Raw genomic sequence first — 23,962 nt, forward strand, 5'->3', positions numbered from 1 at the left:
TCATGGACTTTCAGGGAACCATCCACACCGACATCCGAGACTCCACCCCCGACTGGACGCCCTACCGGGCGCCGTCGGCACCGACCGGTGCGCCCAACGTGCTCTACCTGCTTTTTGACGACGTCGGCATCGCGACGTGGGACTCATTCGGTGGACTGGTCGACATGCCCAACCTGCGCCGCCTGGTCGAGCGCGGCACCCGGCTGAGCCAGTTCCACACCACGGCGCTGTGTTCGCCGACCCGCGCAGCCCTGCTGACCGGGCGCAACCCCACCTCCGTCTCGGTGGCGTCCGTGGTGAACATGGCACAGGGGTTCCCGGGCCACAGCGGGCGCATCCCGGCCGAGACGGCGCTGATACCCGAGGTTCTCAGCCAGCGTGGCTGGTCCACCTACGCGGTGGGCAAGTGGCACCTGGCGCCGCCGGAAGACTGTCACCCTGCTGGGTCGCGCCGGTACTGGCCGCTGAGCCGCGGATTCGACCGCTTCTACGGATTCCTCGACGGCATGACCGACCAGTGGTACCCGAGCCTGGTCAGCGACAGTGCCCACATCGATCCGCCGGCCACTCCGGAGCAGGGCTACCATCTGTCGAAAGACCTGGCCGACAATGCCATTCGCTTCCTGCGTGATCATCGCGCCGCCGCGCCCGACAAGCCGTGGTTCCTGTATCTGTGCCCCGGCGCCGGGCACTCCCCGCACCAGGCTCCCGCCGAGTGGGCCGATCGGTACCGGGGTCGATTCGACATGGGTTACGAGCGCTACCGCGAGATCGTACTGGCCAATCAGAAAGAGCTGGGTCTGATTCCGGCCGACACCGAGCTGTCGCCGCGCAACCCCTATGCCGATCGCACCGCCGTCGACGGCACCCCTTGGCCGGCAGGTGACACCGTGGTGCCGTGGGATCAGCTGAGCGCCGACGAGCAGAGGATCTCCACCCGCATGGCCGAGGTGTTCGCCGGATTCCTCAGCTACACCGACGCGCAGATCGGCCGGGTCCTCGACTTCCTGGACAGCAGCGGGCAGACGGACAACACCATCGTGGTCGTCATGTCCGACAACGGCGCCAGCGGGGAAGGCGGACCGCTGGGGGCGCTGCGGGACTGGATGCCACGGGCCCGCAGTGCCGAGGCCACCGAGAGCGCGCTGGCTGCACTGGCTGAGTTCGGCGGCCCTGGAACACAACTGAACTACTCGACCGGGTGGGCCATGGCGTTCAACACCCCCTACAAGATGTTCAAGCGTTACGCCTCGCACGAAGGCGGGATTGCCGATCCCTGCATCGTCTCCTGGCCGGCCGGGTTGCCCGGCCGCGGCGACGTCCTGGACGCCTATGTCCACGTCAGCGACGTCACGCCGACGATCTATCACCTGCTCGGCCTGCCGGCGCCGGACACCGTGCGGGGGATCCCGCAGAAACCGCTGGAGGGCACCAGCTTTGCCGACTGCCTGCGCGGAGGGGAACCGTCGGCCAAATCGACGCAGTTCTACTCCATGGCGGGCACCCGCGGCATCTGGCACGACGGGTGGTTCGCCAATACGGTGCACCCGCCGACATCGTTCGCGCCCCGCGGCTGGTCACACTTCGACGACGACCGGTGGGAGCTCTACCACATCGCCGGCGATCGCAGCCAGATCAGGGACCTGGCCGGCACTCATCCGGCCAAGCTGGCCGAGCTGATCGCACTCTGGCACGAGAAAGCCGTTGATTTCCAAGCATTTCCACTCAACGACCGCGGCGCCGGCGAGTTGGTCGCCCTCGCCTCGGGCAGCGACACCAGTGCAGTGACCTGTTACCCCGACACCCCGGCCTGGCACACCCCCATGGGTGGGCTGATCCGGGGCCGGTCCTTCACGATGCGGGCCCGGGTGCGGGTCGAGGCGCCGGACGCGCACGGGGTGCTCTACAGCCAGGGCGACCGTGCGGGTGGCCAGGTGTTGTTCCTGCACGGTGCCCGGGTGCACTGGGCCTGCGTGGTGGACGGGCACGAGCAGGTGCTGATCGCCGCGTCGGCATGCGCCCCGGGCGCCGATCACGACATCACTCTGCGGTTCACCCGGACCGGGGCCGTGAACGGCACCCTGACCGTGGTCGGCGACGCCGAGCTGCGGATCGACGGGCAGCCGGCCGGATCGCGTGGGGCAGTGCAGATGACCGGTCTGGACATGTTGCAACCGGTATCGGCCGGTCGCAGCGTGGCCCACCCGGTGTCCCGGAGTTACGCCTCGCCCTTCGCTCTACGGGATGCCGTGCTCGACGTCGTGACCCTCGATATCCACGGCTCAGCAGAGCCGCACACTGCGCATGCCGTGGACGTCGGCTTCGCTCGCGACTGACCCGTCACACCGGGTGCATGTCAGCCAGCACCCGCGACGCGATGGCCGCGTGACCGGCGTCGCCGACGTGCACCCGGTCGGGTTCCAGCATTGCCGGGTCGATGACCGGGGTGGGGCGGATCAAAGAGATGAATTCGCCGCCCACCGAACGCACGGCCTCCCGCACCACCTGATCGAAGTTGTAGCGCTCGGGTGTCAGCGCGTCCGGGAAGGACGGGCCCAGGCCGATGATGCGCGCCCGCGGCACCCGTGAACGCAGCTGCACGAAGAAGTTGCTGACCCCGGCGAACAGCTCGCTGCGATTTCGATCCAGTATCGGCTGGTCGTTCTGTCCGCCGGCCACCACCACGATGTCCGGGCGTAGCGCGGTGACCTCGTCGAGCTGGCCGAAGTAGTTGGGCCGGTTCTCGAAGGTGGTGAGGTAGCCGGTTCCGCCCTCGCCGACATTGAACTCCAACCAGCCCATCTTGTTGGCCACCAGCGAGGTCCAGCGCTTGTCCTTGGCGGAGGCGCCGGATCCCCAGGTGTAGGAGTCACCGATGAACGCCACCACCGGAAACGACCCGGGCGCGGCGGTTGCGTGGCCGCCGACAGAGCCGCCCACCACGGCCAGCACCACCAACGCGCCCAGCACTTTCCGGAGTTTCATCGGGCGCCATTCTGGCAGATCGGCCCCCTTCGTGCGGGCGGGCGTGGCAGCGTCGAACCGGAGTCACAGCGGTTGCCCAGTGTGTCCTGGGCTGCCACTGTGAAGTCAGCAGACACGCAGAGCTCGGCCCTGGGGGAGGACGTCATGTCGGTTCGCACGGTGAGAGCGTCGCTCGCGCTGCTGGTTCTGTTACTCCCCGCATGTGGCGGGCAGGACGCCGCCGCGCCCGCACCGTCGGGACCCTGTGACGCGGGCGCCGCCGTCGGCACCGAGGCCACCGGAGACACCGAGGACAGCGACCCCGCTGCGCCCGAGGTGGCCACCGGATACCGCTCGGACATGACGGCCGTCCGTACCGCCACCTACGCGGTGGCGACGGCCAACCCGCTGTCCACCCGGGCGGCTTGCGAAGTGCTGCGCGACGGGGGCACTGCGGCGGATGCGCTGGTCGCGGCGCAGGCGGTACTCGGACTGGTGGAACCGCAGTCTTCCGGGATCGGCGGTGGCGGCTTCCTGTTGTATTTCGACGCCGCGTCCGGGCAGGTGCAGGCGTACGACGGGCGGGAGACGGCGCCGGCGGCCGCGGGGGAGAACTACCTGCGCTGGGTCGACGATGTCGACCGCACCGAGCCGAAACCGGATGCGCGGGCCTCAGGCCGTTCCATCGGGGTCCCGGGCGTGGTGCGCATGCTGCAGGACGTCCACGATGCGCACGGTACGACGCCGTGGCCCGATCTGTTCGACCCCGCGGTGGCCCTGGCCGACGACGGCTTCGACATCAGCCCGCGGTTGGCCGCCGCCATCGACAGCGCTGCCGAACAGCTGAGCCTGGACCCGGCCGCGGCGGCCTACTTCCTCGATGAGCAGGGCAACCCGAAGACCGAAGGCACCCGCCTGACCAACCCGGCCTACGCCAAGACGCTCGGCGTCCTGGCCACCGACGGGGCCGACGGCTTCTACACCGGTCCGCCGGCCGAGAGCATCGTCGCGGCCGCCGCGGACACCTCCGGCGACCGGACCCCGAGCCTGATGACCACCGAAGATCTGGCCGCGTACACCGCGACCGCGCGGGAACCGCTGTGTACCCCGTACCGCGGCAAGGAGATCTGCGGCATGCCCCCGCCGTCGTCCGGAGGCATCGCCGTGGCCGCCACCCTCGGCAGCCTCGAGCGGTTCCCGATGAACGAGCACGGACCGGAGAACCTCGACCTGAACGGGGGCCGACCGTCGGTCATGGGTGTGCATCTGATCGCCGAAGCCGAGCGGCTGGCGTATGCCGACCGGGACAAGTACGTGGCCGACACCGATTTTGTGCCGCTGCCCGGTGGTACCCCCGAAACACTGCTCAACAGCGAGTATCTGGCGGGCCGGGCAGCGCTGATCTCGCCCGACCGCAGCATGGGCACCGCGCAGCCGGGACAGTTCGGGCCGCCCACCACACCGATGCCGCCCACTCCCGAGCACGGCACCAGCCACCTCAGCGTCGTCGACTCCCAGGGCAACGCCGCGTCGTTCACCACCACTGTCGAGTCGGCGTTCGGGTCCTTCCACATGGTCGACGGGTTTCTGCTGAACAACCAGCTCACCGACTTCTCGGCCGAACCTGCCGGCCCGGACGGGGTTCCGGTGGCAAACCGGGTGGAACCCGGTAAACGACCGCGCAGCTCGATGGCGCCCACCCTGGTGTTCGAACCGACCGGATCCGGACGCCGACTGTACGCAGTGGTGGGCTCGCCCGGCGGCTCGGTGATCATCCAGTTCGTCGTCAAAACCCTGGTGGGGATGCTGGATTGGGGCATGGACCCGCAGCAGGCGGTCTCGATGGTGGACTTCGGCGCCGCCAACGATCCGGAGACCAACGTGGGCGGGGAGCATCCCGCCATCAACACCGCCGACGACGGCGCCGACGACCCGTTGGTGCAGGGTCTGCGCGAGCTCGGCCACCAGGTGGACCTCGCCGACCAGTCCAGCGGACTCTCGGCCATCGTCCGCAGCGATCCGGGGTGGATCGGCGGCGCCGACCCGCGCCGCGAAGGCATCGTCCTGGGAGACACCCGATGAGCGACACCGCCGGCCCCGCCGTCAGGGGGATCCATCACATCTCGATCACCGTCACCGACATCGAAGCCAGCATGGCCTGGTATCAGAGGCTTCTCGGTGCCCAGCGGGTGCCGGTGAAGTTCCCGCACCTCGACTGCGAGGACACCGGTTACGGCGAACTCCTGATCGACCCACGGTCCGGAGTGGCGATCGGGCTGCACACCAACACCGGCAACGACGGACGGTCGTTCGACGAGGCCCGCACCGGCCTGGACCACATCGCCCTGGCTGTGGGAAGCCGCGCCGACCTCGAGGCCTGGACCCAGTGGCTCGACCGACTCGGGATCGAGCACTCCGGGATCAGGACCGGGCAGGATCCGGTCCCGTATGCCTCCCTGGTGTTCCGCGACCCCGACAACATCCAGCTCGAGTTGTTCGTCACCGCTTGACGGCCATCACTGAGGACCGAGGCCCATCAACTCGGTCACGTGGTGGTCGCGGCCGGCCAGGTAACCACCGTCGACGGCCAGGGCCTGCCCGCTGACAAAGCTGGCGTCGGCGGACAACAGGAAGGTGGCCACGGCGGCCACCTCGTCGGCGCGGCCGAACCGGCGCAGCTTGTGTTCGTGCCGCAGACCATCCTTCACCTGTTCCATGCCGGGGATGTCGATCACCGACTCGAACAGTGGCGTCTCGATGAACCCGGGACAGACGGCATTGGCGCGAATCCCGCTGGGGCCGTAGTCGATGGCGGCGTTCTTCGTCAGCAGCACCACGCCACCCTTGGCCGCGTTGTAGGCGCTGCCGCCCGCAGTGCCTTCCAGGCCCTCGATGCTGGACAGCGTGACGATGGCGCCCCGTTCGCCGCCCACGCGGTCCTGCTGTATCATCTGCGCCAGTGCTGCGCGCAGCACCACGAACGTGCCCTTGAGGTTGATGTCCACGACCCGGTCCCATTCCTCGTCGGTGACGAGGTGCGCGGGCCCGCCGCCGGCCACCCCCGCCGCGTGCACCACGCCGTCCAGCCGCCCCGTCTGCTCGACCACCGCGGCCACCGCGGCCTCCACGGCGGAGCCGTCGCGGATGTCACCGCGGTGGTGGTGGAAGCGGGGATCGCCGGCCGGGGGCTGCTCGGACAGGTCGAGTCCCACCACCGTCGCACCCTCGTCGAGCAGCCGGCGCACGGTCGCCGCGCCGATACCCGATGCAGCGCCGGTGACCAGAACGCCCATGTTGTCGAACCTCGCCATCGTTCACCCTTTCCGAGACGTCGTCTCGAAATGTCATACACCCGCCACCGCCGCTGGCGTAGGGTCGGCCGCGGAACGGAGGAACGTCGATGACCGCTGCGCCGCCACGCCCCGCCCTGGCCGAGACCGCCCGGACCCTGCGAGATCTGGTCCGGGCCGAAGCCGCCGAGAGTGAACGGCTGCGCACCCTGTCGCCCCCGCTGGTCGACGCCATGTGGAGCAGTGGGCTGATGACCGCGCTGAATCCGGTGCAGGCGGGCGGTCTGGAACCGACGCTGCCGGAGATGATCGAGACCTGGATCGAGATGGCCTGGCAGGACGGCTCTTTCGGCTGGACCGGAATCGCGAACCTGCCGTCGTCGTTCGCCGCGGCCACCTATCTGCCGGATCAGGGTTTCGCCGAGGTGTTCACCGCCAACGGCAATCAGGTCACCATGGGCGGCCAGTTCGCTCCCAACGGGCAGGGTGCGGTCACCGAGGGCGGGTACCGGCTCTCCGGCGCGTGGAACTTCGGATCCGGCACCGGCCACTCCCAATACGTGGCCGCGGGCTTCCTGCCGATGGACGGCGGCGAGATGCGCTGGATTGCCGACGGTGTGCCCGAGTTGATGGTGGCGCTGCTGCCGCGGCACGAGGTGACCTTCACCGATGGCTGGTTCGTGCAAGGGCTCAAGGGCACGGGTTCGTTCGACTACACCGTGGCCGACGTCTTCGTGCCCGAGCACCGCACCTTCCGGCTGTTCAGCCGGGAACCCCTGCGCGGCACCAGCCCCGCCGGCCGGATGGGCATGATGGCGGTCACCGCCGCAGGCCACGCAGCCTGGGCGCTCGGCGTCGCCAAGAGCATGCTCGACGATGTCCAGGAGCTCGCCGCCACCAAGTTTCGGATGTCCGACATGGCGGCGCTGGCCGGCCGGCCCACGTTCCAGAAGGGCCTGGCCCATCACGTGGCGGCCTGGCGCGCGGCGCGGCTGTTGGTGCTCGATGCGTTCGGATCCGCCGAGGACGCGGTGGCGCGGGGCGACGACCTGACCCCGACCATGCGTGCCGACATGCGGGTGGCCGCGGTCTACGCCACCGACGTGGCCCGCGACAGTGCCCAGTGGGCGCACCTGGCCGCAGGGACCAGCTCGATCCGGGAGGGCAGCCGGCTGGAGCGGGCGTTCCGCGACCTGTACACCGGCACCCAGCACGCATTCATCAGCGAGAAGGTGGCCATCGACTCAGCGCAGGTGTGGTTGGGCGTGATGGACGATCACTTCTCACTCTGACACCGCGAACGCGGGTGCGACGAACCGGGCGAGCAGGGTGTGTTCGGAGTCCGGGTCCGGCCAGAACAGCAGGGAAAGAACAACTCTCGCGATCCACCGCGCGCACTGTTTGTCGTCCGATGCGACGCCGGCCAGCTCGGTGGCGAAGGCGGTGACCGCCGCCGACTCGGTGATCCAGGTCGAACTCTGCTGCGCCGACTCCAGAAACAGCCGTCCGGCCGGGTCATCGCGGATCTGTGCGACGGCGACCTCGATGGCCGTGATCACCCGCCGGTCGCCGGACATGCCGCGCACGGCGTGGCGGACGTTGTCCACGATGCGGGTGGCCGACCGGACGAGCACCGCTTCCCGGATCTGTTGTGTGCCGCCCACGTATCGGTACACGGTGGCGCGGGAGCAGTGCGTCTCGGCAGCCAGCTTGTCCACCGACAACGCGTCGCCACCGTCGCGGGCGATCAGTTCGGCGGCGGCGTCGTAGAGGTGTTCGGCGGCCGCTGCCCTGCGGCCCTCGCGGAACAGCCAGTCCTCCGGCATGGTCACCTCCTGAGATGGATCCCCGAAGTATCTCACCGCTGAGACAGATCGATCATGTCATCTCCGTGTTCATGCAGTTCAGGGTGGCGCACTGAGACCAGGGCGGCGCGTGCCGGCGGCGCGAGGTCTCGACCTGTCCCGGCATCGTTGACCGGGGCGATCCTGGCTGGTCACGATGTGTTGGTGCTCGACGACCCCGCGTGCTTCTTCACTGACCACGCGATCCAGGACCCCTACCCCCTGTACCGCCGACTGCGGGAAGCCGGCCCGGTGCACCGTATCGGTGATGCAGGTTTTCATCTGGTCTGCAGCTGGGCGGCCGTCGACGAGGCGATCAAGAGACCTCAGGTCTTCTCCTCGAACCTCACGGCCACCATGACCTACCGCGACGGCCAGGTGGTGCCGTTCGAGTTGGACGGCCTCGGCGGGCCGAGCCACGCGCTGGCGACTGCAGACGATCCCGCCCATGCGCTGCACCGCAGGCTGCTGGTGCCGCACCTGGCCGCCAGACGACTACCGGCACTGGAGCGCCTGATCACCGATACCTTCGACCGCCTGTGGGAGCAAGGCTGCACCGACGGCCACATCGAGTGGATGGGCGCGCTGGCCAACCGGCTGCCGATGATCGTGGTCGCGAGGCTGATCGGCGTTCCCGAGGACGACGTGGACGCGTTGATCCGCTGGGCCGGGGCCAGTACCCACATGCTCGACGGGCTCATCGACGACGACGGTCTGGCCGCATCGGGGGCCGCGGCCATGCAACTCGGCGGCTACATCGCCGAGCACTTCACCACGGCACTTGCAGAACCCCGCGACAACCTGCTCGGTGCACTGGCAACCGCCTGCGCCGCAGGCGAAGTGGACCCGCAAACGGCTCAGCTGATGATGATCATCCTCTTCAGCGCCGGCGGTGAGTCCACCGGATCGCTGCTGGGAAACGCGCTGTGGACCATGGCCACCCGGCCCGATGTCTGGCAGGCCCTGCGCGACAACCCCGCCCTCATCCCGGATTTCATCGAGGAGGTGCTGCGGTTCGAACCACCGTTTCGCGGACATTACCGCCACGTCCTCGCCGACACAGAGCTGGGCGGCGTCGACCTGGCCGCCGGCTCCCGGCTGCTCCTGCTGTGGGGTGCCGCCAACCGCGATCCGGCGCAGTTCGCGCGCCCTGACGAGTTCCGGCTGCAGCGCCCAGGTGGCAAGAGCCACCTGGCTTTCGGCAGGGGCGCGCACTTCTGCATCGGCGCTGCACTGGCGCGATTGGAAGCCCGCATGGTGTTGCGCCGGGTGCTGGACCGGGTCCGCACCCTGGAGGCGACTGAGGTGGGGCCGTGGCTGCCCAGCATCCTGATCCGGCGGCGGGAGTACCTCCACCTCACCGTCGGCTGATCAGTCCCAGCGCTTCAGTTCCGGTATCGGCGAAGGTCACCAGCTGGGCGAGCGGCAGGGGCAGGAAACCTTCGGCCTCCATCCGGCGCAGCTGGATGATCAGCCCGTCGTAGAAGCCCGCGGTGTTCAGCAACACGACGGGCAGCGTATGCAGGCCGTGCTTCTTCTGCTCCAGGACCTCGGTGGCCTCGTCCAGGGTGCCCAACCCGCCGGCCAGGATGACGATGGCATCGGATCGGCTCAGCATCAACGCTTTTCGTGCCGCAAGGTCCGTGGTCACCACCATCTCGTGGGCGCCTGGCCGGGCCAGGTGGGCCAGGAATTCCACCGAGATCCCCAGCAGCCCGCCGCCGGAGTCCGTCACGCTGTCGGCGAGCACCCGCATCAGCCCGGTGTCGGACCCACCCCACACCAGGGTGTGCCCGCCGGCGCCGATCGCGGCACCGAGCTCGCGCGCGGCGTCGGTGTAGCGTTCGTCGAGGTCGGCGGCCGAGAGGAACACGCAGATGTTGGTCACGACTGCCCGCTCTCGCGCCTGGCCTTCGCCCGCCGTTTGCCCTCGTGCATGGCCGCCACCCGCGCCACCGGGATGGTGCGGCCGTGCGCAATCAGGTCGGCCGGAAGCTGTTGTGCGGCAGGCATGTACTCCATCCACGGATCGCGGCTGCCGAGCGCGTCGATCGCGGTCCGCACGGTGAACTCACCCGGGCTCACCCGGTCCAGGTCGGACCAGGACAGCGGGAAGGACACCGGTGTACCGGGCCGCAGGCGCGGACTGTAGGCCGCCGCCACCGTGGCCCCGCCGGCGCGGGTGGCGTCGACGAAGACCTTGCCACCCCGGTCTTCGACGATGAACGCCGTGGTGGCCAGGTCGGGGTCCAGCGCCGCGGCGCGGGCCGCCAGCGCCCGGGTGGCGGCGGCGACGTCGTCGGCCGGCGTCTGCGTGATCGGTACAAATATGTGCACGCCGCGTGAGCCGCTGGTCTTGACCGCACCGTCGAGGCCGCTGTCGCGCAGCGCTCCGCGCACCAGGTGCGCGACCGCCACCACCGCCGAAAACGGGGCGCCGTCGGGTGGATCCAGGTCCAGCACCAGGTGGGTGGGCCGGTAGATGTCATCGACCAGCCCGAGGGTCGGGTGGTACTCGACCGCGCGCTGGTTGCCCAGCCACAACAGTGTGCGCCGGTCGTCGCACACCGCGTAGTGGATGTCGCGCCTGGATGTTTCCGCCCACATCGACACCGTGCGTACCCAGTCGGGGGTGTACTTGGGAACGTTCTTCTGCATGAAGGGCGACCGGCCGCGCAGCACCCGCAGCACGGTCAGGGGGCGATCGGCCAGCACCGGCAGCAGACGATCGGCCACTGCGTCGAGGTAATCGATCAGGTCTCGCTTGGTGGCACCGGAGTCCGGCCCCAACGGCTGATCGAGGTTCGACAGCTCCACGCCGGCCCGCGCCTCGTGCGTGCTCATGGCTTCACCCTACGGTGGAGGCATGACTGTGGTTCTCGCCATCAAGTGCGCCAACGGCATCGTGTTGGCATCCGACTCCCAGATCACCGATCCCGGCCGGGGGTTGAGTTATCCCGCTCAGAAGCTGCACCCTCTCGGCAGCCATGCCGCGTGGGGCGGCAGCGGCTCGCGCGCGGTGCTCTACGACATCGAGCAGATCCTGCGCGACGAGGGTGACGCCATCATGGAGGCCCGCAACATCGGTCACGCTCTGCAGGCCAAGGCCCTTCCGGTGTTCCGGCACCACTACGCCGAGTTCATCGAACAGGTACCAGGCGAGGAGAAGGCCGGCACTCCCGCCACCTATCTGCTGGCCGCGGGATACGTCGGCGAGACCCCGTTCATCATCGATGTAGACCCCAACGGCCTGCTGGGCCACCACGAGGAGACCGGCTTTCAGGCCATCGGCAGTGGGGCGCCGATGGCGCAGCAGGCGCACGCACTGCTGTCCCACATCCGCATGACCGAACGCGATCTCGACCACGGTGTGGTGGCCGCGCTGCGGGTGCTCGACGCGCTGGACGCATCCTCGCCGAGCGTCGGTGGGCCGATGGACATCTGCCGCCTGACCCCCGACGGCGCCGACCATCTGAGCCCCGACGAGGTGAACGCCGTGCGCGCCGACGTCAGCCGGTGGGTGCAGCTCGAGCAGGACGCACTCGACCGGCTGTTCGACTGACCGTGCGGCCCCTGATCACCGAGAGCGCAACGCGTAAATTCGCTCGGCGTACACCAGATCGTCACGCCACAACCGGTTGGCGGCCAAGCGCATGAACGGCGCTGCGACCGCCGTGGCCCGCGGCGCATAGGAGAACCGGGGCCGGTCCGAGTGGGCGATGACCGCTTCGATCACCGCGGTGCGCGGCCGGCCATCAGGGCCGGGGCCCAGCGGCGTGGCATGGGTTTCCACCACACTGCCCGCGCCCTCGCCCTCCACGATGTGCATCACGATGGTGCGCGGCTCGGGGCAGGTGAATTCGGCGATCACAGGTATTCCGACCCTGCCGATGTGGAAGGTGACCGCGACGACGAAGCGGTCGAGGTGCTCGGGCAGGTCGCGCTCGGCCGGCGGATGGTCGAGAACCTCGAGGCGGGCGAAGGAGTACGGGTGGAACCACGCGCCGTGCCAGGGGTCCAGCCTGTTGGAGATGATGTCACGCGGTTCGCACACCCCGGTCAGTGTGGTGACCGCCGAGAGGCGCGGCGCGGGCGGGCGCACCGGCAGAATCGGTGTGTCCGTCGGTGTTTCACCTCCCACGCGGTCGAGGCGCACCCACGCCAGCACACCGTCGTCGTGCGCGGGGAACGGGGACCAGTTCTCCCGCGCGTGGCCGGTGAGCCGCAGACCGTGCCAGGGGCACACCAACGCCCCGCGGTCGACGGTGGCAGTACACAGGTCCGCGCCCAGGTGAGGGCAGGCCGCAGGCGCGACGTGCAGCGTCCGGTCAGTGCCCCGCCAGGCCACCAGTTCAGTCCCCGCGATGGTGACACCGAAGGGTGACGTTCCGATGTCGTCGGAGGCGCCGATGACAAACCAGTTGCCGCTGGGCCGCTCCAGTGCGCGCGACAGCGCGGTGTCGATGATTGCGGGGTCGGCATCTCGCCAGGTGGCGCGTTGCTGCGTCCACGGCGTCTTCGGCAGCAACTGGAACGGGATGGCTTTTGCTGCGCGCTGCAGGAAACCGGCCATTCACGCCGCCCTGGTGTGCCGGCTTCGCCAGGCATCGATCAGGCCGACCGCCGCCACCTGCAGGCGGCGGCGGTTGCCGACGGTGGCCCGCTGACCGAACACGAGAAAGCCCATGTCCTCCACTCGGTCCAGGATCTCCGAATACAACGTCAGCGCCGCACTGACACAGGGTCGAGAACGGGCATCCAGCAACGGAATTCCACGTTCGGCGACGGCATAGACGTCGCGGGTGATGGCCACCTGTTCGATGAGCGCTCGGCGCACCCGTGGATCGGTGACGCGGTTGTTGTGACACCACTGCAGCAGCTCGCGGTCGACACCGTGGGCGGCCAGTTCGTCGGCGGGCAGGTAGACGCGGCCACGCTCGAGATCCTCATCGACGTCGCGGATGAAGTTGGTGAGCTGGAAAGCGGTGCCCAGCGCCGACGCATACGGCGCGGCTTCCTCGCGGGGGCCCACGGTGCCCAGCACGGGCAGCATCTGCAGACCGATCACCTCGGCCGAGCCGTACATGTAGCGCTGCAGAGCCGGCCGGTCGGGGTAGTCGGTGATCGTCAGGTCCATGCGCATGGAGTTCAGGAAATCGTCGAACAGGTCCCAGCCGATGTCGTAGGTGCGGGCGCAGTGTGCCACCGCCGACAAGGCCGGATCATCGCCGTCGACGTCGTTGTTGACCAGGCGGTTGAACAGCTGCTTGCGCAGCCGCTCCAGGTGCTCCTGACGTTCGTCGTGGGTGGCGGTGGATTCGAGGTCGTCGAGGATGTCGTCGGCGCGGCGCGCGAAGCCGTACAGCGCGTGCACGGCAGGTCGCTGATCCGGTGCCAGGAGCCGGGTTGCCAGGAAGAACGTGCGCCCGTGTTCGGCGTTCAACCCCCGGCAGACGCGGTAGGCCTCCCGCAGTTCGGGGTCGTGGATGCCCGCGGCATCGAGTTCTGAGCTGAGCATCAGCGCGCCACCACCGTGTGTCGTTGCCGAGAAGGGGATTCGGTGAGCCGATCGGCAGCCAACCGACCGGAGACGGACGTCATCAACACCACCGCGTCGGCCGCGAACCGTGCACCGGCATCGGTGCCCACTGCTGTGACCACACCACCATTGTGTACCAGTTCGGTGACCGTCGTGTCGTAACGGAAATCGACACCGGCCGCGGCCGCTGTGGCGTCGGGCACCGCGCGCATACCGCCCTCAGGGAAAGACACCCCGGCGGACAGTGCCTGGAAGGTGAACACCCGAGGCAAGCGTGTGAACGTGCGCACCACCGCGTCCCAGCGGCGGAATCCCCCGAGGGACAGGAGCGCCAATGAATTCGAATTCACAAGGGACAGCGGCAATTCGACGTTGAAGCAGATGAAGCCATCGAACTCCCCCCGGTACAGGCGGGTCACCCGGACACCACGCCCGGTCCCGATCACCACGACGTGAGCAGGCCGGCGGACACGCAGGATCACATGGGTCCCTTCGAAGGCACAGGCGCTGCGTGGGCTGTTCCCGTTTTCGCGGGAGGTAAACCTGCGCAACCTGGGTATGGGGGAGCGAATGAGGGTGGCGCGCGCGGCGGCAGTTGTCTGGGGCATCGGTGCTGCCGCTTATCTGGTCTCCGAGGCGGTTGCCGCCGGTACGGTTCCGGTGTACAGCTACATCAACGACTACATCAGCGACCTGGGTGTCACCTGGGTGATGAACACCGGTTTCGTCGTGCATGGGCTGCTGTTCCTGCTGGGCGCGCTCCTGGCCACCCGCTCGGTCGCCTCCGGGGGACGGCTTTTTGTCCTTGCAGCGGCAGTCAACGCGGTGGGCAACGTCGTCATCGCGATTTTTCCGAGTCACGCCCCCGACGCGGCGCCTTGGCACGTCGCCGGGGCGGCGATGGCAATCCTCGGCGGCAACATCGCGGTGATCCTCGGTGGGCAGCTCAGTCCGGTGCCTGCCTTCCGTCGCATCAGCATCGGGCTCGGCGTTGCCGGCATCCTCTGCCTGATGGCCGTGGCGGCAGGCGCCCGGCCCGCGGGCTTGATCGAGCGCGGGTCGGTGTACTCCATCGTGCTGTGGGAGCTACTCGCCGCCGCGGTGCTGTTCCGCGGGCGGCCACTGCGTTGACACTGCGACCACCGTGAGTCGCCCTCGCACTTTCTCGCGCTCACCGCAGCGTCAACGCTTCCAGGGTTGGCGCGGTCGGCCGCGCCGTCGCGCCTCGCCACGAGGCGACTGTCGATTGCTGCACCGATGACGGGCGGCCGGACCGCAACGTCAAGCTATCACAACATCTGAACATCCAGACAGGTATTCTCGGGGGCCCGAACCGGGAGCACCGACAATGAGAGGACGCGCATGGCCGACTACACCCTGCCCGATCTGGATTGGGACTACAGCGCGCTGGAGCCGCACATCTCCGGGGAGATCAACGAACTCCACCACAGCAAGCACCACGCCACCTACGTCAAGGGCGTCAACGACGCGGTGGCCAAGCTGGAGGAGGCCCGTGCCGGGGACGACCATGCCGCGATCTTCCTGCACGAAAAGAATCTCGCCTTCCATCTCGGCGGCCACGTGAACCACAGCATCTGGTGGAAGAACTTGTCGCCCAACGGAGGTGACAAGCCGGAAGGAGAACTCGCCGCCGCCATCGACGACCAGTTCGGGTCGTTCGACAAGTTCCGTGCGCAGTTCACCGCCGCAGCCAACGGGCTGCAGGGCTCCGGCTGGGCGGTGCTCGGTTACGACAGCCTGGGCGATCGGCTGCTGACCTTCCAGTTGTACGACCAGCAGGCCAATGTCCCGCTGGGCATCATCCCGCTGTTGCAGGTCGACATGTGGGAGCACGCCTTCTATCTGCAGTACAAGAACGTCAAAGCCGATTACGTGAAGGCTTTCTGGAACGTCGTCAACTGGGCCGATGTGCAGAGCCGCTACGCCGCGGCCGTCGGCAAGACCGACGGCCTCATCTTCTAGCTCCCCGTGCCGGCATCGCTGACCGCGCGATGCCGGCACTGGTTGCGTGAGGCCAACAACAGTTCCGTTCCAACGTTTGCTGAACTACCTATGCCCGGACCACGATTGCTCCTACCGGCATAGCTGGTGTGTCATGACTCACGCTACGGAAGAGGACCGAGGTCCCTTGTGTCGTCGGCGCGGCCGGTGCTGGACTGGTCACCATGGGTATCGGCTGGTCGGTGGCCGTCGCGACGGTGTTCGTCTGGCTCGGCATGGTGCTGGCGATTTCATTCCTGGAAGCCCCGCTGAAATTCCGCGCCCCCGGTGTCACGCCTGCGCTGGGACTGGGCATCGGCCGGCTGGTGTTCCGGGCGCTGAACGTGTGCGAGGCGGCGTTGGCCCTGGCGGCCCTGGTGGGGGTGTGGTGGGGCGCGCAACCGGATGCGACGGCGGCAGTGATGGTGGCGGCTGTGAGCCTTGCGGTGCAGATCGCAGTGGTGCGACCGGTGCTGACCAGGCGGTCGAACGAGGTGCTGGCCGGTCGTGATGCTCCCCGGTCCCGGGCCCATCTGGGCTACGTCGTTTTGGAAGTGGTCAAAGTGATTGCCCTGCTGTCAGCGGGAACCCTGCTGTTGGTCCACTGAGTGAGGAGATGTCAATGGAATCGACGTCACTGCCCGCGGTCGCCGACGAACTGCTGAGCGCCGCGAGCAGCTCCGACGCCGGCCGTGCCGGACGCACCCTGCACGGCGGGCACGACCACTTTCTCCGACAGACGGTCATCGCGTTGATCGCGGGTCGCGAGCTCGGCGAACACCAGAGCCCCGGCGAGGCGACGCTTCAGGTACTGCGTGGCCGGGTGCAGTTGGTGGTCGGGGAGGACACCGCTGACGCCGCTGCCGGCGATCACGTGGTGATTCCCCCAGCACGGCACAGTCTGGCAGCCCTCGAGGACGCCGTGGTGCTGTTGACCGTGCTCGCGGATCGCGACAAGGCCGTGGACGCTCGAGTTAGGTGACCCTATCTCCGGGCCGGTGCTCCGGTAGGCTCTCCGCTCACCATGACTGACGCGCCGCCCATCCTGCCTCGCGAGCTCACCGACATCAGCGATGAGGTCAAGGTCGTGCCGTCGCCGCCCATCCCGGAGCTGCCGGAGCCCTACGCCATCCGGGTGGCCGAACCCGACCGCGACGCAGCGATGATCTCGGAGTGGATGAACCGTCCGCATCTGGCGCAGGCGTGGGAGTACGACCGTCCGGAATCCTGGTGGCACCGTTACCTGAGCGCGCAACTCACCGGGACCTACTCGCGCCCGCTGATCGGAAGCCTCAAGGGAGAAGACCACGGTTACGTCGAGGTGTACCGGGCGGCCAAGGACTCGATCGCCCCCCGTTACGACGCCGACCCGTGGGACCTGGGTCTGCACGCGGCCATCGCAGACGTCAACCTCGTCAACCGCGGGTTCGGCCCACTGCTCTTACCGCGTCTGGTGGCGAGCCTGTTCACGATGGAACCGCAGTGCCGCCGCATCATGTTCGACCCCGACCACCGCAACACCGCTGCGCGCCGACTGTGCGAGTTCGCCAAGTGCGACTTCCTCGGTGAGCACCAGATGGCGAACAGGCGGATGGCGCTCTACGCGTTGAATCGGCCCGGGTAGTCACCGGCTCGTCAGGGACGCGGTGACCTCGAGCCGCTTGAGCTTGCCCGACGACGTGCGGGGCAGCGAGCCGGGCGCCATGAATACCACGTCGGCCGGCACGACCCCGCACTGCGAGGCCACCCGCTGCACGAGATCGCTTCGGGCGCCTGCTTCGTCGGGACCGCGGAACTCGGCGGCGATGACGAGTCGTGGTCGCGCGGAGTCGTTACCGGCGGCCACTGCCACCACCGCACCCTCACGTACACCGCGCACCTGGGCTGCCACCTGTTCGATCTCGGTGGGGAATATGTTGCGCCCGGCAACGGTGATGAGTTCCTTGATGCGGCCGCAGACCACCAGGCCGTCGCCGGTGACATAGCCGAGATCGCCGGTGGCGAACCACTCGTCAGGTGCGATGGGCCGCTGGCCAAGGTAGCCGGACATCATCGAGGTGCCGCGGATGTGGATCTCGCCGATGTCGCGGCCGGCGACCGCCGCGGTGTCGGCGGGGGCGATGCGCACCTGCATGCCGGGGATGGGCTGACCCAGGACGGCATGCCTGCGCGCAGATCGCGTTGTCGGATCGGTGAACTCGTCAACGAGCAGCCCGCTGCCCGGTGATGGTGAGGTGACCGCGCACGTCGCCTCGGCCAGACCATAGGAGGGCGCTGCTGCTCCTGGGTCGAGGCCGAAGCGGCTCAACTCCGTCAGGAACAGCTCGAAGCCGGCACAGTCGACGGGTTCACCGCCGTTGAGGGCAAACCGGATTCGGCTCAGATCCACATCGGAGATGCGTCGCGCGTATTTGCCCAGGACCGAGTACGCGAAGTTCGGGGCGGCGGTCATGGTGGCGCGGCTGTCCGAGAGCCAGGACAGCCAGCGGAAGGGCGAGGCGGAGAACGCCGCGGTGGGGGCCAGCCACATCTCGCCGCCGGACAGCAGGCCGGTGAGCAGGAAGGCCAATCCCATGTCGTGATAGAGCGGCAGCCACGTGCAGCCCACGTCGTCAGTGGGATCCACCCGCAGGTGTGCCAGTAGCCCGGTTGCGTTGCCCAGTACCGCCTCCGGTGACAGCACGGCCGTGCGCGGTGTCCCGGTGGACCCGGCGGTGCCCTGCAGCACCGCGGGGTTGCCGTCCGCGGGGTGGGCGCTCAGAGTGGTTGACCGGTGCGCGTGGGCCACCACCGCCACGTCGTGCACGGCGAGTTCGGAGCTGTTGCCGCGCAACAACTCCAGCTGCTCACCGTGGCCGAATACCTGGGACACCCCGATGTCGGTGAAGCGCTGCGCGGTGGCGTGCGCCCACTGGTGTTCGTCGGCGCCGCGGACCGGGCCGGGCAGGATGGACAGCGACCGACCGGCCAGCCAGGTGCCCTGGATCGCGGCGACCAGTTCGACGGTCGGTTCACCGACGAGTCCGACCGCGCCGTCGGGCGCGTCGAGCAGACGTTCGGCGACGTTCTCAGCCCGGGCGTGTACCTCGTCCCAGGGGTGGCGGCTCCAGGTCCCGCTGCTGCGATCAAGCACGACGAGATCGCGCGGCGAGGTGGTCATGGCCTGCGACAGGGCAGTCGCGAGCGGGCTCACCGGGCGGCCGGAACCTTCGCCATGATCGCGTCTTCCAGGTCGCCCACCGTGTTGCAGGTGAGCAGGTCCTCCTCGGAGAGCGTCACCCCGATCCGGTCCTGGATTGCCACCATGCCGACGGCAAAAGCGACGGAATCCAGGCCCACGTCGTCGATCAGCCGGGAGTCGCGCGTCACGCGGCTGATGTCGATGGTGAGGTCGTCGCGCAGGATCTCCGAGAGGGCCGCGCTGACAGCCTCGGGGGTTGGCGTCTCCATGGCGGGGGACGTTACACCGCCAGCTAAAGTGAGGCTACGCTTACCTTGGCGCCGGGTGTGATGTCAGCCGGTGGTCAGGTCACCCCGGCTGTGCCCGTGATGGCGCGCCAGCACCGCCGCCACCGGCTCGTAGGTCACCAGGCCCGCCTCGGTGGTCAGCGCATCGACGAGGGTGAACGCCTCGGCGATCCGGGGCGGCGTGTCGATGATGACGGTGCGGACCGGCACGTGACGCGCCAGTTGGAGAAACCGGTCCCCGTGCGGGCGGCCGCCGTCGTGGAAACCCCAGACGCCGCGCAACACGGTCGCCCCACTGCCGCCGGCCGCCTTCAGCTCACGGATGAGCGCGCGGTGGATCGCCTGTCCGTCGTGGCGGTCGTCCTCGGCGGTGCGCAGCACCAGCTTTGCGAACGCCGCTCCGGCTGGCGGCACGGTGATGGCGCGGCCGTGCTGTTTGCAGATGACGACGGCCTGCACTGTCGCCGGCACATCGGGATACCGCGCGAGTGCCGCCCGGGCTGCCTCGGCGGTGCCGACGCCGGAGACCATCGACGGCACGGCGCTGTTGTGGCTGAAAAATCTCGCCCGCGCCCGCTGTCCGGCGGCCGTGCCATCCACTCCCAGAAGTACTTCCGCACTGTGGAAGCCGAGACCGAAAAGATCGTCACACACGGCCCGGTGGCGCTGTCGAGGCACGAAAAACGTCAGCCGTACGTCGCCGTCCGCGGGTGGGGAGGTGGCGAGCTCCCGGGTCAGCAGACCCAGACCCGTCATGGCAGCGACCTCCTCGGCCACCGCGCCGATGCGCTCGGCGGTATCGACGGCGGTGATGGCAACCGGCGGATCCTCGGACAATGTCAGCGTGCGGTCAGTGCGGATGATGTTCGTCGACCCGAAGGACGCGATGCCCCGCAGCATCACACTGGTCTGCACTCCGCGTTCGGCGAGATGATCCAGCATCGCCTCGGCCAGGAAGCGGCCGCCGGACCGTTCCCGTTCGGCAAAGTAGGCGGTCAAAATCTCGGTCACAGAAGCCCCGCCAACCACTGTCCGCAGAACGCCGCCCCCATACCGAGCGCGACGCTCACCACGATGTTCGCCGCCGCCGGCCACAGCTGCCGTTCCTCGGCCAGCCGGTGGGTTTCCAGCATCCACGTCGAAAAGGTGGTGTAGGCCCCGACGAAGGCGGTGCCCATCAACAGCGCCTGCTCGTGACTCAGCGCCAACCCGCCGAGGAACCCGAGCAGCAGCGCCCCGCTGAGATTCACCGCCAGCGTGCCGAACGGAAACGGGCGGCCCACCCGGCGCGACACCGCCCGGTCCACCAGGAACCGGGTCACGGCTCCGACCCCGCCGATGACCATGACCGCCAACCAGATCGCCGGGTTCACAGCCGTCGCACCCAAGCTGTGGCCACCCACACCGCGGCGAACCCGGCCGCCAGGCTGGCCGCGGTGTAGCCGGCCGCCAACACGAATTCGTGATGCTCCAGCATCCGCAATGTCTCCACCTGCATGGTGGAGAACGTCGTCAACCCACCGCACAGCCCGGTCCCCAGCAGCGGACGACGGTAGCTCGACAGCGGCAGCCGTTCCAGCAGGCGGGTGGTGAAGTAGCCCAGCAGGAACGCCCCGACGATGTTGACCACAAACGTCGCCCACGGCCACTCGTCGGGGCGGGGGGCCAGCTCGGTGGACAGCACTGCCCGGGCCAGGGTGCCCACCGCGCCGCCGACGAACACGGCCACCAGCTCGCGGTTGTCGTGTCCGAACACGGTGCAAGTGTGTCAGGTCCCCTTCACATTGAGGATCTGACGCAGCTGATGTTCGATCTCCAACCCAGCCACGCGGCCAGTGTGCCTGGACCGGTTCTCCAGTGTCGCGAGCCTGTCCAGCGCTTCACCCGTTGCGCGGCCCCTGGACGAGGTGGGCAGAATTAGGAGCGTGGCAGCCAACCCCCGCGCCGGTCAGCCGGCGCAACCAGAAGACCTGATCGACCTCCCGCACCTGGTCACTGCGTACTACACGGTCCAGCCCGACCCCGAGGACATCGCCCAGCAGGTGGTGTTCGGCACCTCGGGTCACCGCGGCTCGGCGCTCGACGGCGCCTTCAACGAGGCGCACATCCTGGCCACCACTCAGGCGATCGTCGAGTATCGCGCCGGCCAGGGCACCACCGGCCCGCTGTTCATCGGCCGCGACACCCATGGTCTGTCCGAGCCGGCGTGGGTGTCAGCGCTGGAGGTGCTGGCGGCCAACGACGTGGTGGCGATGATCGACAGCGCCGACCGCTACACGCCCACTCCCGCCGTCTCGCACGCGATCCTGGCCTACAACCGCGGCCGGACCTCGGATCTGTCCGACGGGATCGTGGTGACCCCGTCGCACAACCCGCCCCGCGACGGCGGCTTCAAATACAACCCGCCCAACGGCGGGCCGGCCGATACCGATGCCACCGGCTGGATTGCCAAGCGCGCCAACGAGATCCTGCGTGGCGGGCTGGCCGACGTCAAGCGGGTGCCGCTGGCCCGGGCGCTGCAGAGCCATCAGCGGCACGACTACCTCGATGCCTACGTCTCCGATCTGCCAAACGTGGTCGACATCCATGCCATCCGCGCCGAGGGTATCCGCATCGGCGCTGATCCCTTGGGCGGTGCGTCGGTCGACTACTGGGCGGCCATCGCCGAACGCCACAACCTGGAGCTGACCGTGGTGAACCCGTTGGTGGACGCCACGTGGCGGTTCATGACGCTGGACACCGACGGCAAGATCCGGATGGACTGCAGCTCGCCGAACGCCATGGCGAGTCTGATCGGCAAGATCGGTGACTACCAGATCGCCACCGGCAACGACGCCGACTCCGACCGCCACGGCATCGTCACCCCCGACGGCGGCTTGATGAATCCCAACCACTATCTGGCCGTCGCGATCGACTACCTCTACACCCACCGGCCCAACTGGCCCGGAGAGGTGGCCGTCGGCAAGACCGCGGTCAGCTCGTCGATCATCGACCGCGTGGTCGCCGGGATCGGCCGCCAGCTGGTCGAGGTGCCGGTGGGCTTCAAGTGGTTCGTCGACGGACTCATCGGCGGGACAATCGGTTTCGGTGGTGAAGAATCCGCCGGGGCGTCGTTCCTGCGCACCGACGGCACCGTGTGGACCACCGACAAGGACGGCATCATCCTGGCCCTGCTGGCCTCGGAGATCCTGGCCGTCACCGGTAAAACGCCGTCACAGCGCTACGCCGAGTTGGCGCAGCAGTACGGCGCGCCCACCTACGCCCGCATCGACGCCCCGGCCAACCGCGAGCAGAAGGCCAAGCTGGGCAAGCTCGCGCCCGAGCAGGTGACGGCCACCGAGCTGGCTGGGGAGGCCATCACCGCCAAGCTGACGTCCGCGCCCGGCAACGGCGCGGCCATCGGCGGGTTGAAGGTCACTACCGAGAACGCCTGGTTCGCGGCGCGGCCGTCGGGCACCGAGGACGTCTACAAGATCTACGCGGAGTCGTTCCAGGGACCCGCGCACCTGGCCCAGGTGCAGGAGGCCGCCCGCGAGGTCGTCAACGCCGTCATCTCGTGAGTGCTGTCTCGGAGGGTGACTGTTCGGTATCCACCAAGCCCAAGCTGCCCGGTGAAGTCTGGGTCCTGATCTTCTCCAATTTCGTCATCGCGCTCGGTTATGGCGTGGTGGCGCCGGTGCTGCCGGACTACGCCCGGCACTTCGGGGTCAGCATCAGTGCTGCCACGTTTGTCATCACGGCGTTCGCGTTGATGCGTCTGGCGTTCGCGCCGGCCGCGGGCACGCTGATCCAGCGGTTGGGGGAGCGGCGCATCTACGTCGGCGGACTGCTGATCGTCGCGCTGTCCACCGGGGCGTGCGCGTTCGCCCAAACCTATTGGCAGCTGCTGTTGTTCCGTTCCCTCGGCGGCATCGGCTCCACCATGTTCTTCATCTCCGCGCTGGGGTTGATGATCCGGATCAGTCCAGACGACGCCCGCGGCCGGGTGGCCGGCATGTTCTCCTCGGCCTTCCTGGTGGGCTCGGTGGGTGGGCCGGTGCTGGGCAGTGTGACCGCCGGGCTGGGGCTCTCGGCGCCGTTTCTGATCTACGGCGCGGCGCTGCTGGTGGCCGCCGTGGTGGTGTTCGTCAGCCTGCGCAACTCCTCGCTGGCCGCCCCCGAAGCCGAGGTCACCGAAACGGTGTCGGTACGCCACGTGCTGCGCAACGGGGCCTACCGGGCGGCGCTGCTGTCGAACTTCGCGACCGGCTGGACAGCGTGGGGGCTGCGGGTGGCGCTGGTCCCGCTGTTCGTCACCGAGGTGCTGGACCGCGGCGCCGGGTTCGCCGGGCTGGCGCTGGCCACCTTCGCCATCGGCAACGTGTGTGCGGTGGTGCCCAGCGGCCGGATCTCCGACGCCGTGGGCCGCCGCTGGCTGCTGATCGTCGGTCTCACGGTGTCCGGGGTGGCGACGGCCGTGGTGGGGCTCAGCCACAACGTGGTGCTGTTCGTGGGCTCGGCCTTCGTGGCCGGCTTCGCCACCGGCATCTTCAGCTCCCCGCAGCAGGCCGCCGTGGCCGACATCATCGGGAGCAAGGCCCGCGGCGGCACCGCGGTCGCCACGTTCCAGATGATGGCCGACGTCGGTTCCATCGGCGGTTCCCTGCTGGTGGGCCTGATCGCGCAGTACCTGTCGTTCGGGTGGGCGTTCCTGATCAGCGGGGTCATCCTGCTGCTGGCGGCGGTGGGCTGGCTGTTCGCCCCCGAGACCCGGCCGGAGCCGGCGCACACCCCGCCCCGGGCGCTCGGTCCAGAGGGCGGTGGCGAGATACCCTGACCAGGCATTTTGGTTGGCGTTCATGCGGTGGTGTAGTTTC

Annotated in this window: 25 protein-coding genes and 1 pseudogene; 13 read left to right on the forward strand and 13 right to left on the reverse strand. The window is 68.7% G+C overall.

The features are described 5' to 3' along the window. Positions 1–2 precede the first annotated feature (2 nt). Positions 3–2,336, forward strand: a complete 2,334-nt coding sequence (locus tag G6N58_RS18815; protein WP_115277684.1) for an arylsulfatase — start codon at positions 3–5, stop codon at positions 2,334–2,336. A 4-nt stretch (positions 2,337–2,340) separates the two neighbouring features. On the opposite strand, the gene G6N58_RS18820 is transcribed toward G6N58_RS18815, so the two are convergent. Then, the gene (locus G6N58_RS18820) at positions 2,341–2,985 is read right to left on the reverse strand and encodes an SGNH/GDSL hydrolase family protein (RefSeq protein ID WP_068916139.1); all 645 of its coding nucleotides are present in this window, start codon (positions 2,983–2,985) and stop codon (positions 2,341–2,343) included. Between the two features lie 144 nt (positions 2,986–3,129). On the opposite strand from G6N58_RS18820, the gene ggt reads away from it, so the two are divergent. Then, positions 3,130–5,046, forward strand: a complete 1,917-nt coding sequence (gene ggt / locus G6N58_RS18825; protein ID WP_115281419.1) for a gamma-glutamyltransferase — start codon at positions 3,130–3,132, stop codon at positions 5,044–5,046. After that, positions 5,043–5,474: a VOC family protein gene (locus G6N58_RS18830; RefSeq protein ID WP_115277683.1), complete on the forward strand. Its 432-nt coding sequence runs from the start codon at positions 5,043–5,045 to the stop codon at positions 5,472–5,474. The genes ggt and G6N58_RS18830 overlap by 4 nt, the downstream gene beginning before the upstream one ends. Positions 5,475–5,480: 6 nt before the next feature. Here G6N58_RS18830 and G6N58_RS18835 read toward each other — a convergent pair whose 3' ends face one another. Further along, the gene (locus G6N58_RS18835) at positions 5,481–6,275 is read right to left on the reverse strand and encodes an SDR family NAD(P)-dependent oxidoreductase (RefSeq protein ID WP_115277682.1); all 795 of its coding nucleotides are present in this window, start codon (positions 6,273–6,275) and stop codon (positions 5,481–5,483) included. Between the two features lie 89 nt (positions 6,276–6,364). Here G6N58_RS18835 and G6N58_RS18840 point away from each other — a divergent pair, with 89 nt between their 5' ends. Then, complete coding sequence (locus G6N58_RS18840; RefSeq protein WP_115277681.1) at positions 6,365–7,546, forward strand: acyl-CoA dehydrogenase family protein; 1,182 nt, start codon at positions 6,365–6,367, stop codon at positions 7,544–7,546. Here the strand turns inward: G6N58_RS18840 and G6N58_RS18845 are convergent. After that, positions 7,538–8,080 carry a TetR/AcrR family transcriptional regulator gene (locus G6N58_RS18845; RefSeq protein ID WP_068919711.1) on the reverse strand — a complete coding sequence of 181 codons (543 nt, stop codon included), beginning with the start codon at positions 8,078–8,080 and terminating at the stop codon, positions 7,538–7,540. The genes G6N58_RS18840 and G6N58_RS18845 overlap by 9 nt on opposite strands. Before the next feature lie 177 nt (positions 8,081–8,257). Between G6N58_RS18845 and G6N58_RS18850 the strand changes: the two genes are divergently transcribed. Further along, entirely contained in the window at positions 8,258–9,469 is a 1,212-nt protein-coding gene (locus G6N58_RS18850) for a cytochrome P450 (RefSeq protein WP_232068116.1), read from the forward strand. Here the strand turns inward: G6N58_RS18850 and G6N58_RS18855 are convergent. Together G6N58_RS18855 and G6N58_RS18860 are read right to left on the reverse strand one after the other, a co-directional pair. Next, complete coding sequence (locus G6N58_RS18855; protein ID WP_115277679.1) at positions 9,456–9,986, reverse strand: LOG family protein; 531 nt, start codon at positions 9,984–9,986, stop codon at positions 9,456–9,458. The two genes, G6N58_RS18850 and G6N58_RS18855, sit on opposite strands and share 14 nt — an antisense overlap. After that, positions 9,983–10,942 carry a DNA polymerase domain-containing protein gene (locus tag G6N58_RS18860; protein WP_068916145.1) on the reverse strand — a complete coding sequence of 320 codons (960 nt, stop codon included), beginning with the start codon at positions 10,940–10,942 and terminating at the stop codon, positions 9,983–9,985. Before G6N58_RS18860 ends, G6N58_RS18855 begins: the two co-directional genes overlap by 4 nt. Before the next feature lie 22 nt (positions 10,943–10,964). Here G6N58_RS18860 and G6N58_RS18865 point away from each other — a divergent pair, with 22 nt between their 5' ends. Beyond that, entirely contained in the window at positions 10,965–11,660 is a 696-nt protein-coding gene (locus G6N58_RS18865; protein ID WP_115281418.1) for an Ntn hydrolase family protein, read from the forward strand. 15 nt (positions 11,661–11,675) lie between these two features. On the opposite strand, the gene G6N58_RS18870 is transcribed toward G6N58_RS18865, so the two are convergent. The 3 genes and pseudogenes from G6N58_RS18870 to G6N58_RS18880 all read right to left on the reverse strand — a co-directional run. Further along, complete coding sequence (locus tag G6N58_RS18870) at positions 11,676–12,671, reverse strand: DUF5914 domain-containing protein (RefSeq protein ID WP_068916146.1); 996 nt, start codon at positions 12,669–12,671, stop codon at positions 11,676–11,678. After that, on the reverse strand, positions 12,672–13,616 hold the full coding sequence (locus G6N58_RS18875) for a phytoene/squalene synthase family protein (protein WP_115277678.1): 945 nt from the start codon (positions 13,614–13,616) through the stop codon (positions 12,672–12,674). It abuts the gene before it with no gap. Further along, a pseudogene (locus G6N58_RS18880) lies at positions 13,616–14,056 on the reverse strand (FAD-dependent oxidoreductase); the annotation flags it as partial. The pseudogene G6N58_RS18880 and the gene G6N58_RS18875, both read right to left, overlap by 1 nt. 151 nt (positions 14,057–14,207) lie before the next feature. On the opposite strand from G6N58_RS18880, the gene G6N58_RS18885 reads away from it, so the two are divergent. The 5 genes from G6N58_RS18885 to G6N58_RS18905 all read left to right on the forward strand — a co-directional run bounded on the left by G6N58_RS18885 (position 14,208) and on the right by G6N58_RS18905 (position 17,262). Continuing rightward, positions 14,208–14,768 (forward strand): DUF998 domain-containing protein, encoded by a 561-nt coding sequence (locus tag G6N58_RS18885; RefSeq protein WP_163908254.1) that lies wholly within the window; start codon positions 14,208–14,210, stop codon positions 14,766–14,768. 231 nt (positions 14,769–14,999) lie between these two features. Next, positions 15,000–15,620, forward strand: coding sequence for a superoxide dismutase (locus tag G6N58_RS18890; protein ID WP_115277677.1), 621 nt, complete (start codon positions 15,000–15,002; stop codon positions 15,618–15,620). 203 nt (positions 15,621–15,823) lie between these two features. Further along, on the forward strand, positions 15,824–16,246 hold the full coding sequence (locus G6N58_RS18895) for a hypothetical protein (RefSeq protein ID WP_115277676.1): 423 nt from the start codon (positions 15,824–15,826) through the stop codon (positions 16,244–16,246). A gap of 14 nt (positions 16,247–16,260) precedes the next feature. Next, positions 16,261–16,620, forward strand: coding sequence for a cupin domain-containing protein (locus G6N58_RS18900; RefSeq protein WP_068916151.1), 360 nt, complete (start codon positions 16,261–16,263; stop codon positions 16,618–16,620). A gap of 42 nt (positions 16,621–16,662) precedes the next feature. Further along, positions 16,663–17,262, forward strand: a complete 600-nt coding sequence (locus tag G6N58_RS18905; RefSeq protein WP_115277675.1) for a GNAT family N-acetyltransferase — start codon at positions 16,663–16,665, stop codon at positions 17,260–17,262. On the opposite strand, the gene mbtM is transcribed toward G6N58_RS18905, so the two are convergent. The 5 genes from mbtM to crcB (G6N58_RS18930) form a co-directional block, all read right to left on the reverse strand. Continuing rightward, on the reverse strand, positions 17,263–18,831 hold the full coding sequence (mbtM, locus tag G6N58_RS18910; protein ID WP_115277674.1) for a long-chain-fatty acid--ACP ligase MbtM: 1,569 nt from the start codon (positions 18,829–18,831) through the stop codon (positions 17,263–17,265). Further along, positions 18,828–19,088 carry an acyl carrier protein gene (locus G6N58_RS18915; protein WP_068916154.1) on the reverse strand — a complete coding sequence of 87 codons (261 nt, stop codon included), beginning with the start codon at positions 19,086–19,088 and terminating at the stop codon, positions 18,828–18,830. Before G6N58_RS18915 ends, mbtM begins: the two co-directional genes overlap by 4 nt. Before the next feature lie 63 nt (positions 19,089–19,151). Continuing rightward, complete coding sequence (locus tag G6N58_RS18920) at positions 19,152–20,117, reverse strand: putative PII-like signaling protein (RefSeq protein ID WP_232067929.1); 966 nt, start codon at positions 20,115–20,117, stop codon at positions 19,152–19,154. Further along, positions 20,114–20,452: a fluoride efflux transporter CrcB gene (gene crcB, locus G6N58_RS18925; protein ID WP_068919714.1), complete on the reverse strand. Its 339-nt coding sequence runs from the start codon at positions 20,450–20,452 to the stop codon at positions 20,114–20,116. Before crcB (G6N58_RS18925) ends, G6N58_RS18920 begins: the two co-directional genes overlap by 4 nt. Positions 20,453–20,475: 23 nt before the next feature. Beyond that, positions 20,476–20,862: a fluoride efflux transporter CrcB gene (crcB, locus tag G6N58_RS18930; RefSeq protein WP_115277673.1), complete on the reverse strand. Its 387-nt coding sequence runs from the start codon at positions 20,860–20,862 to the stop codon at positions 20,476–20,478. A 169-nt stretch (positions 20,863–21,031) separates the two neighbouring features. Between crcB (G6N58_RS18930) and pgm the strand changes: the two genes are divergently transcribed. Together pgm and G6N58_RS18940 are read left to right on the forward strand one after the other, a co-directional pair. Continuing rightward, the gene (gene pgm / locus G6N58_RS18935; protein WP_115277672.1) at positions 21,032–22,666 is read left to right on the forward strand and encodes a phosphoglucomutase (alpha-D-glucose-1,6-bisphosphate-dependent); all 1,635 of its coding nucleotides are present in this window, start codon (positions 21,032–21,034) and stop codon (positions 22,664–22,666) included. Beyond that, entirely contained in the window at positions 22,663–23,922 is a 1,260-nt protein-coding gene (locus G6N58_RS18940; RefSeq protein WP_115277671.1) for an MFS transporter, read from the forward strand. The genes pgm and G6N58_RS18940 overlap by 4 nt, the downstream gene beginning before the upstream one ends. Positions 23,923–23,962 lie beyond the last annotated feature (40 nt).

The organism is Mycolicibacterium tokaiense (assembly GCF_010725885.1).
GTDB lineage: Bacteria > Actinomycetota > Actinomycetes > Mycobacteriales > Mycobacteriaceae > Mycobacterium > Mycobacterium tokaiense.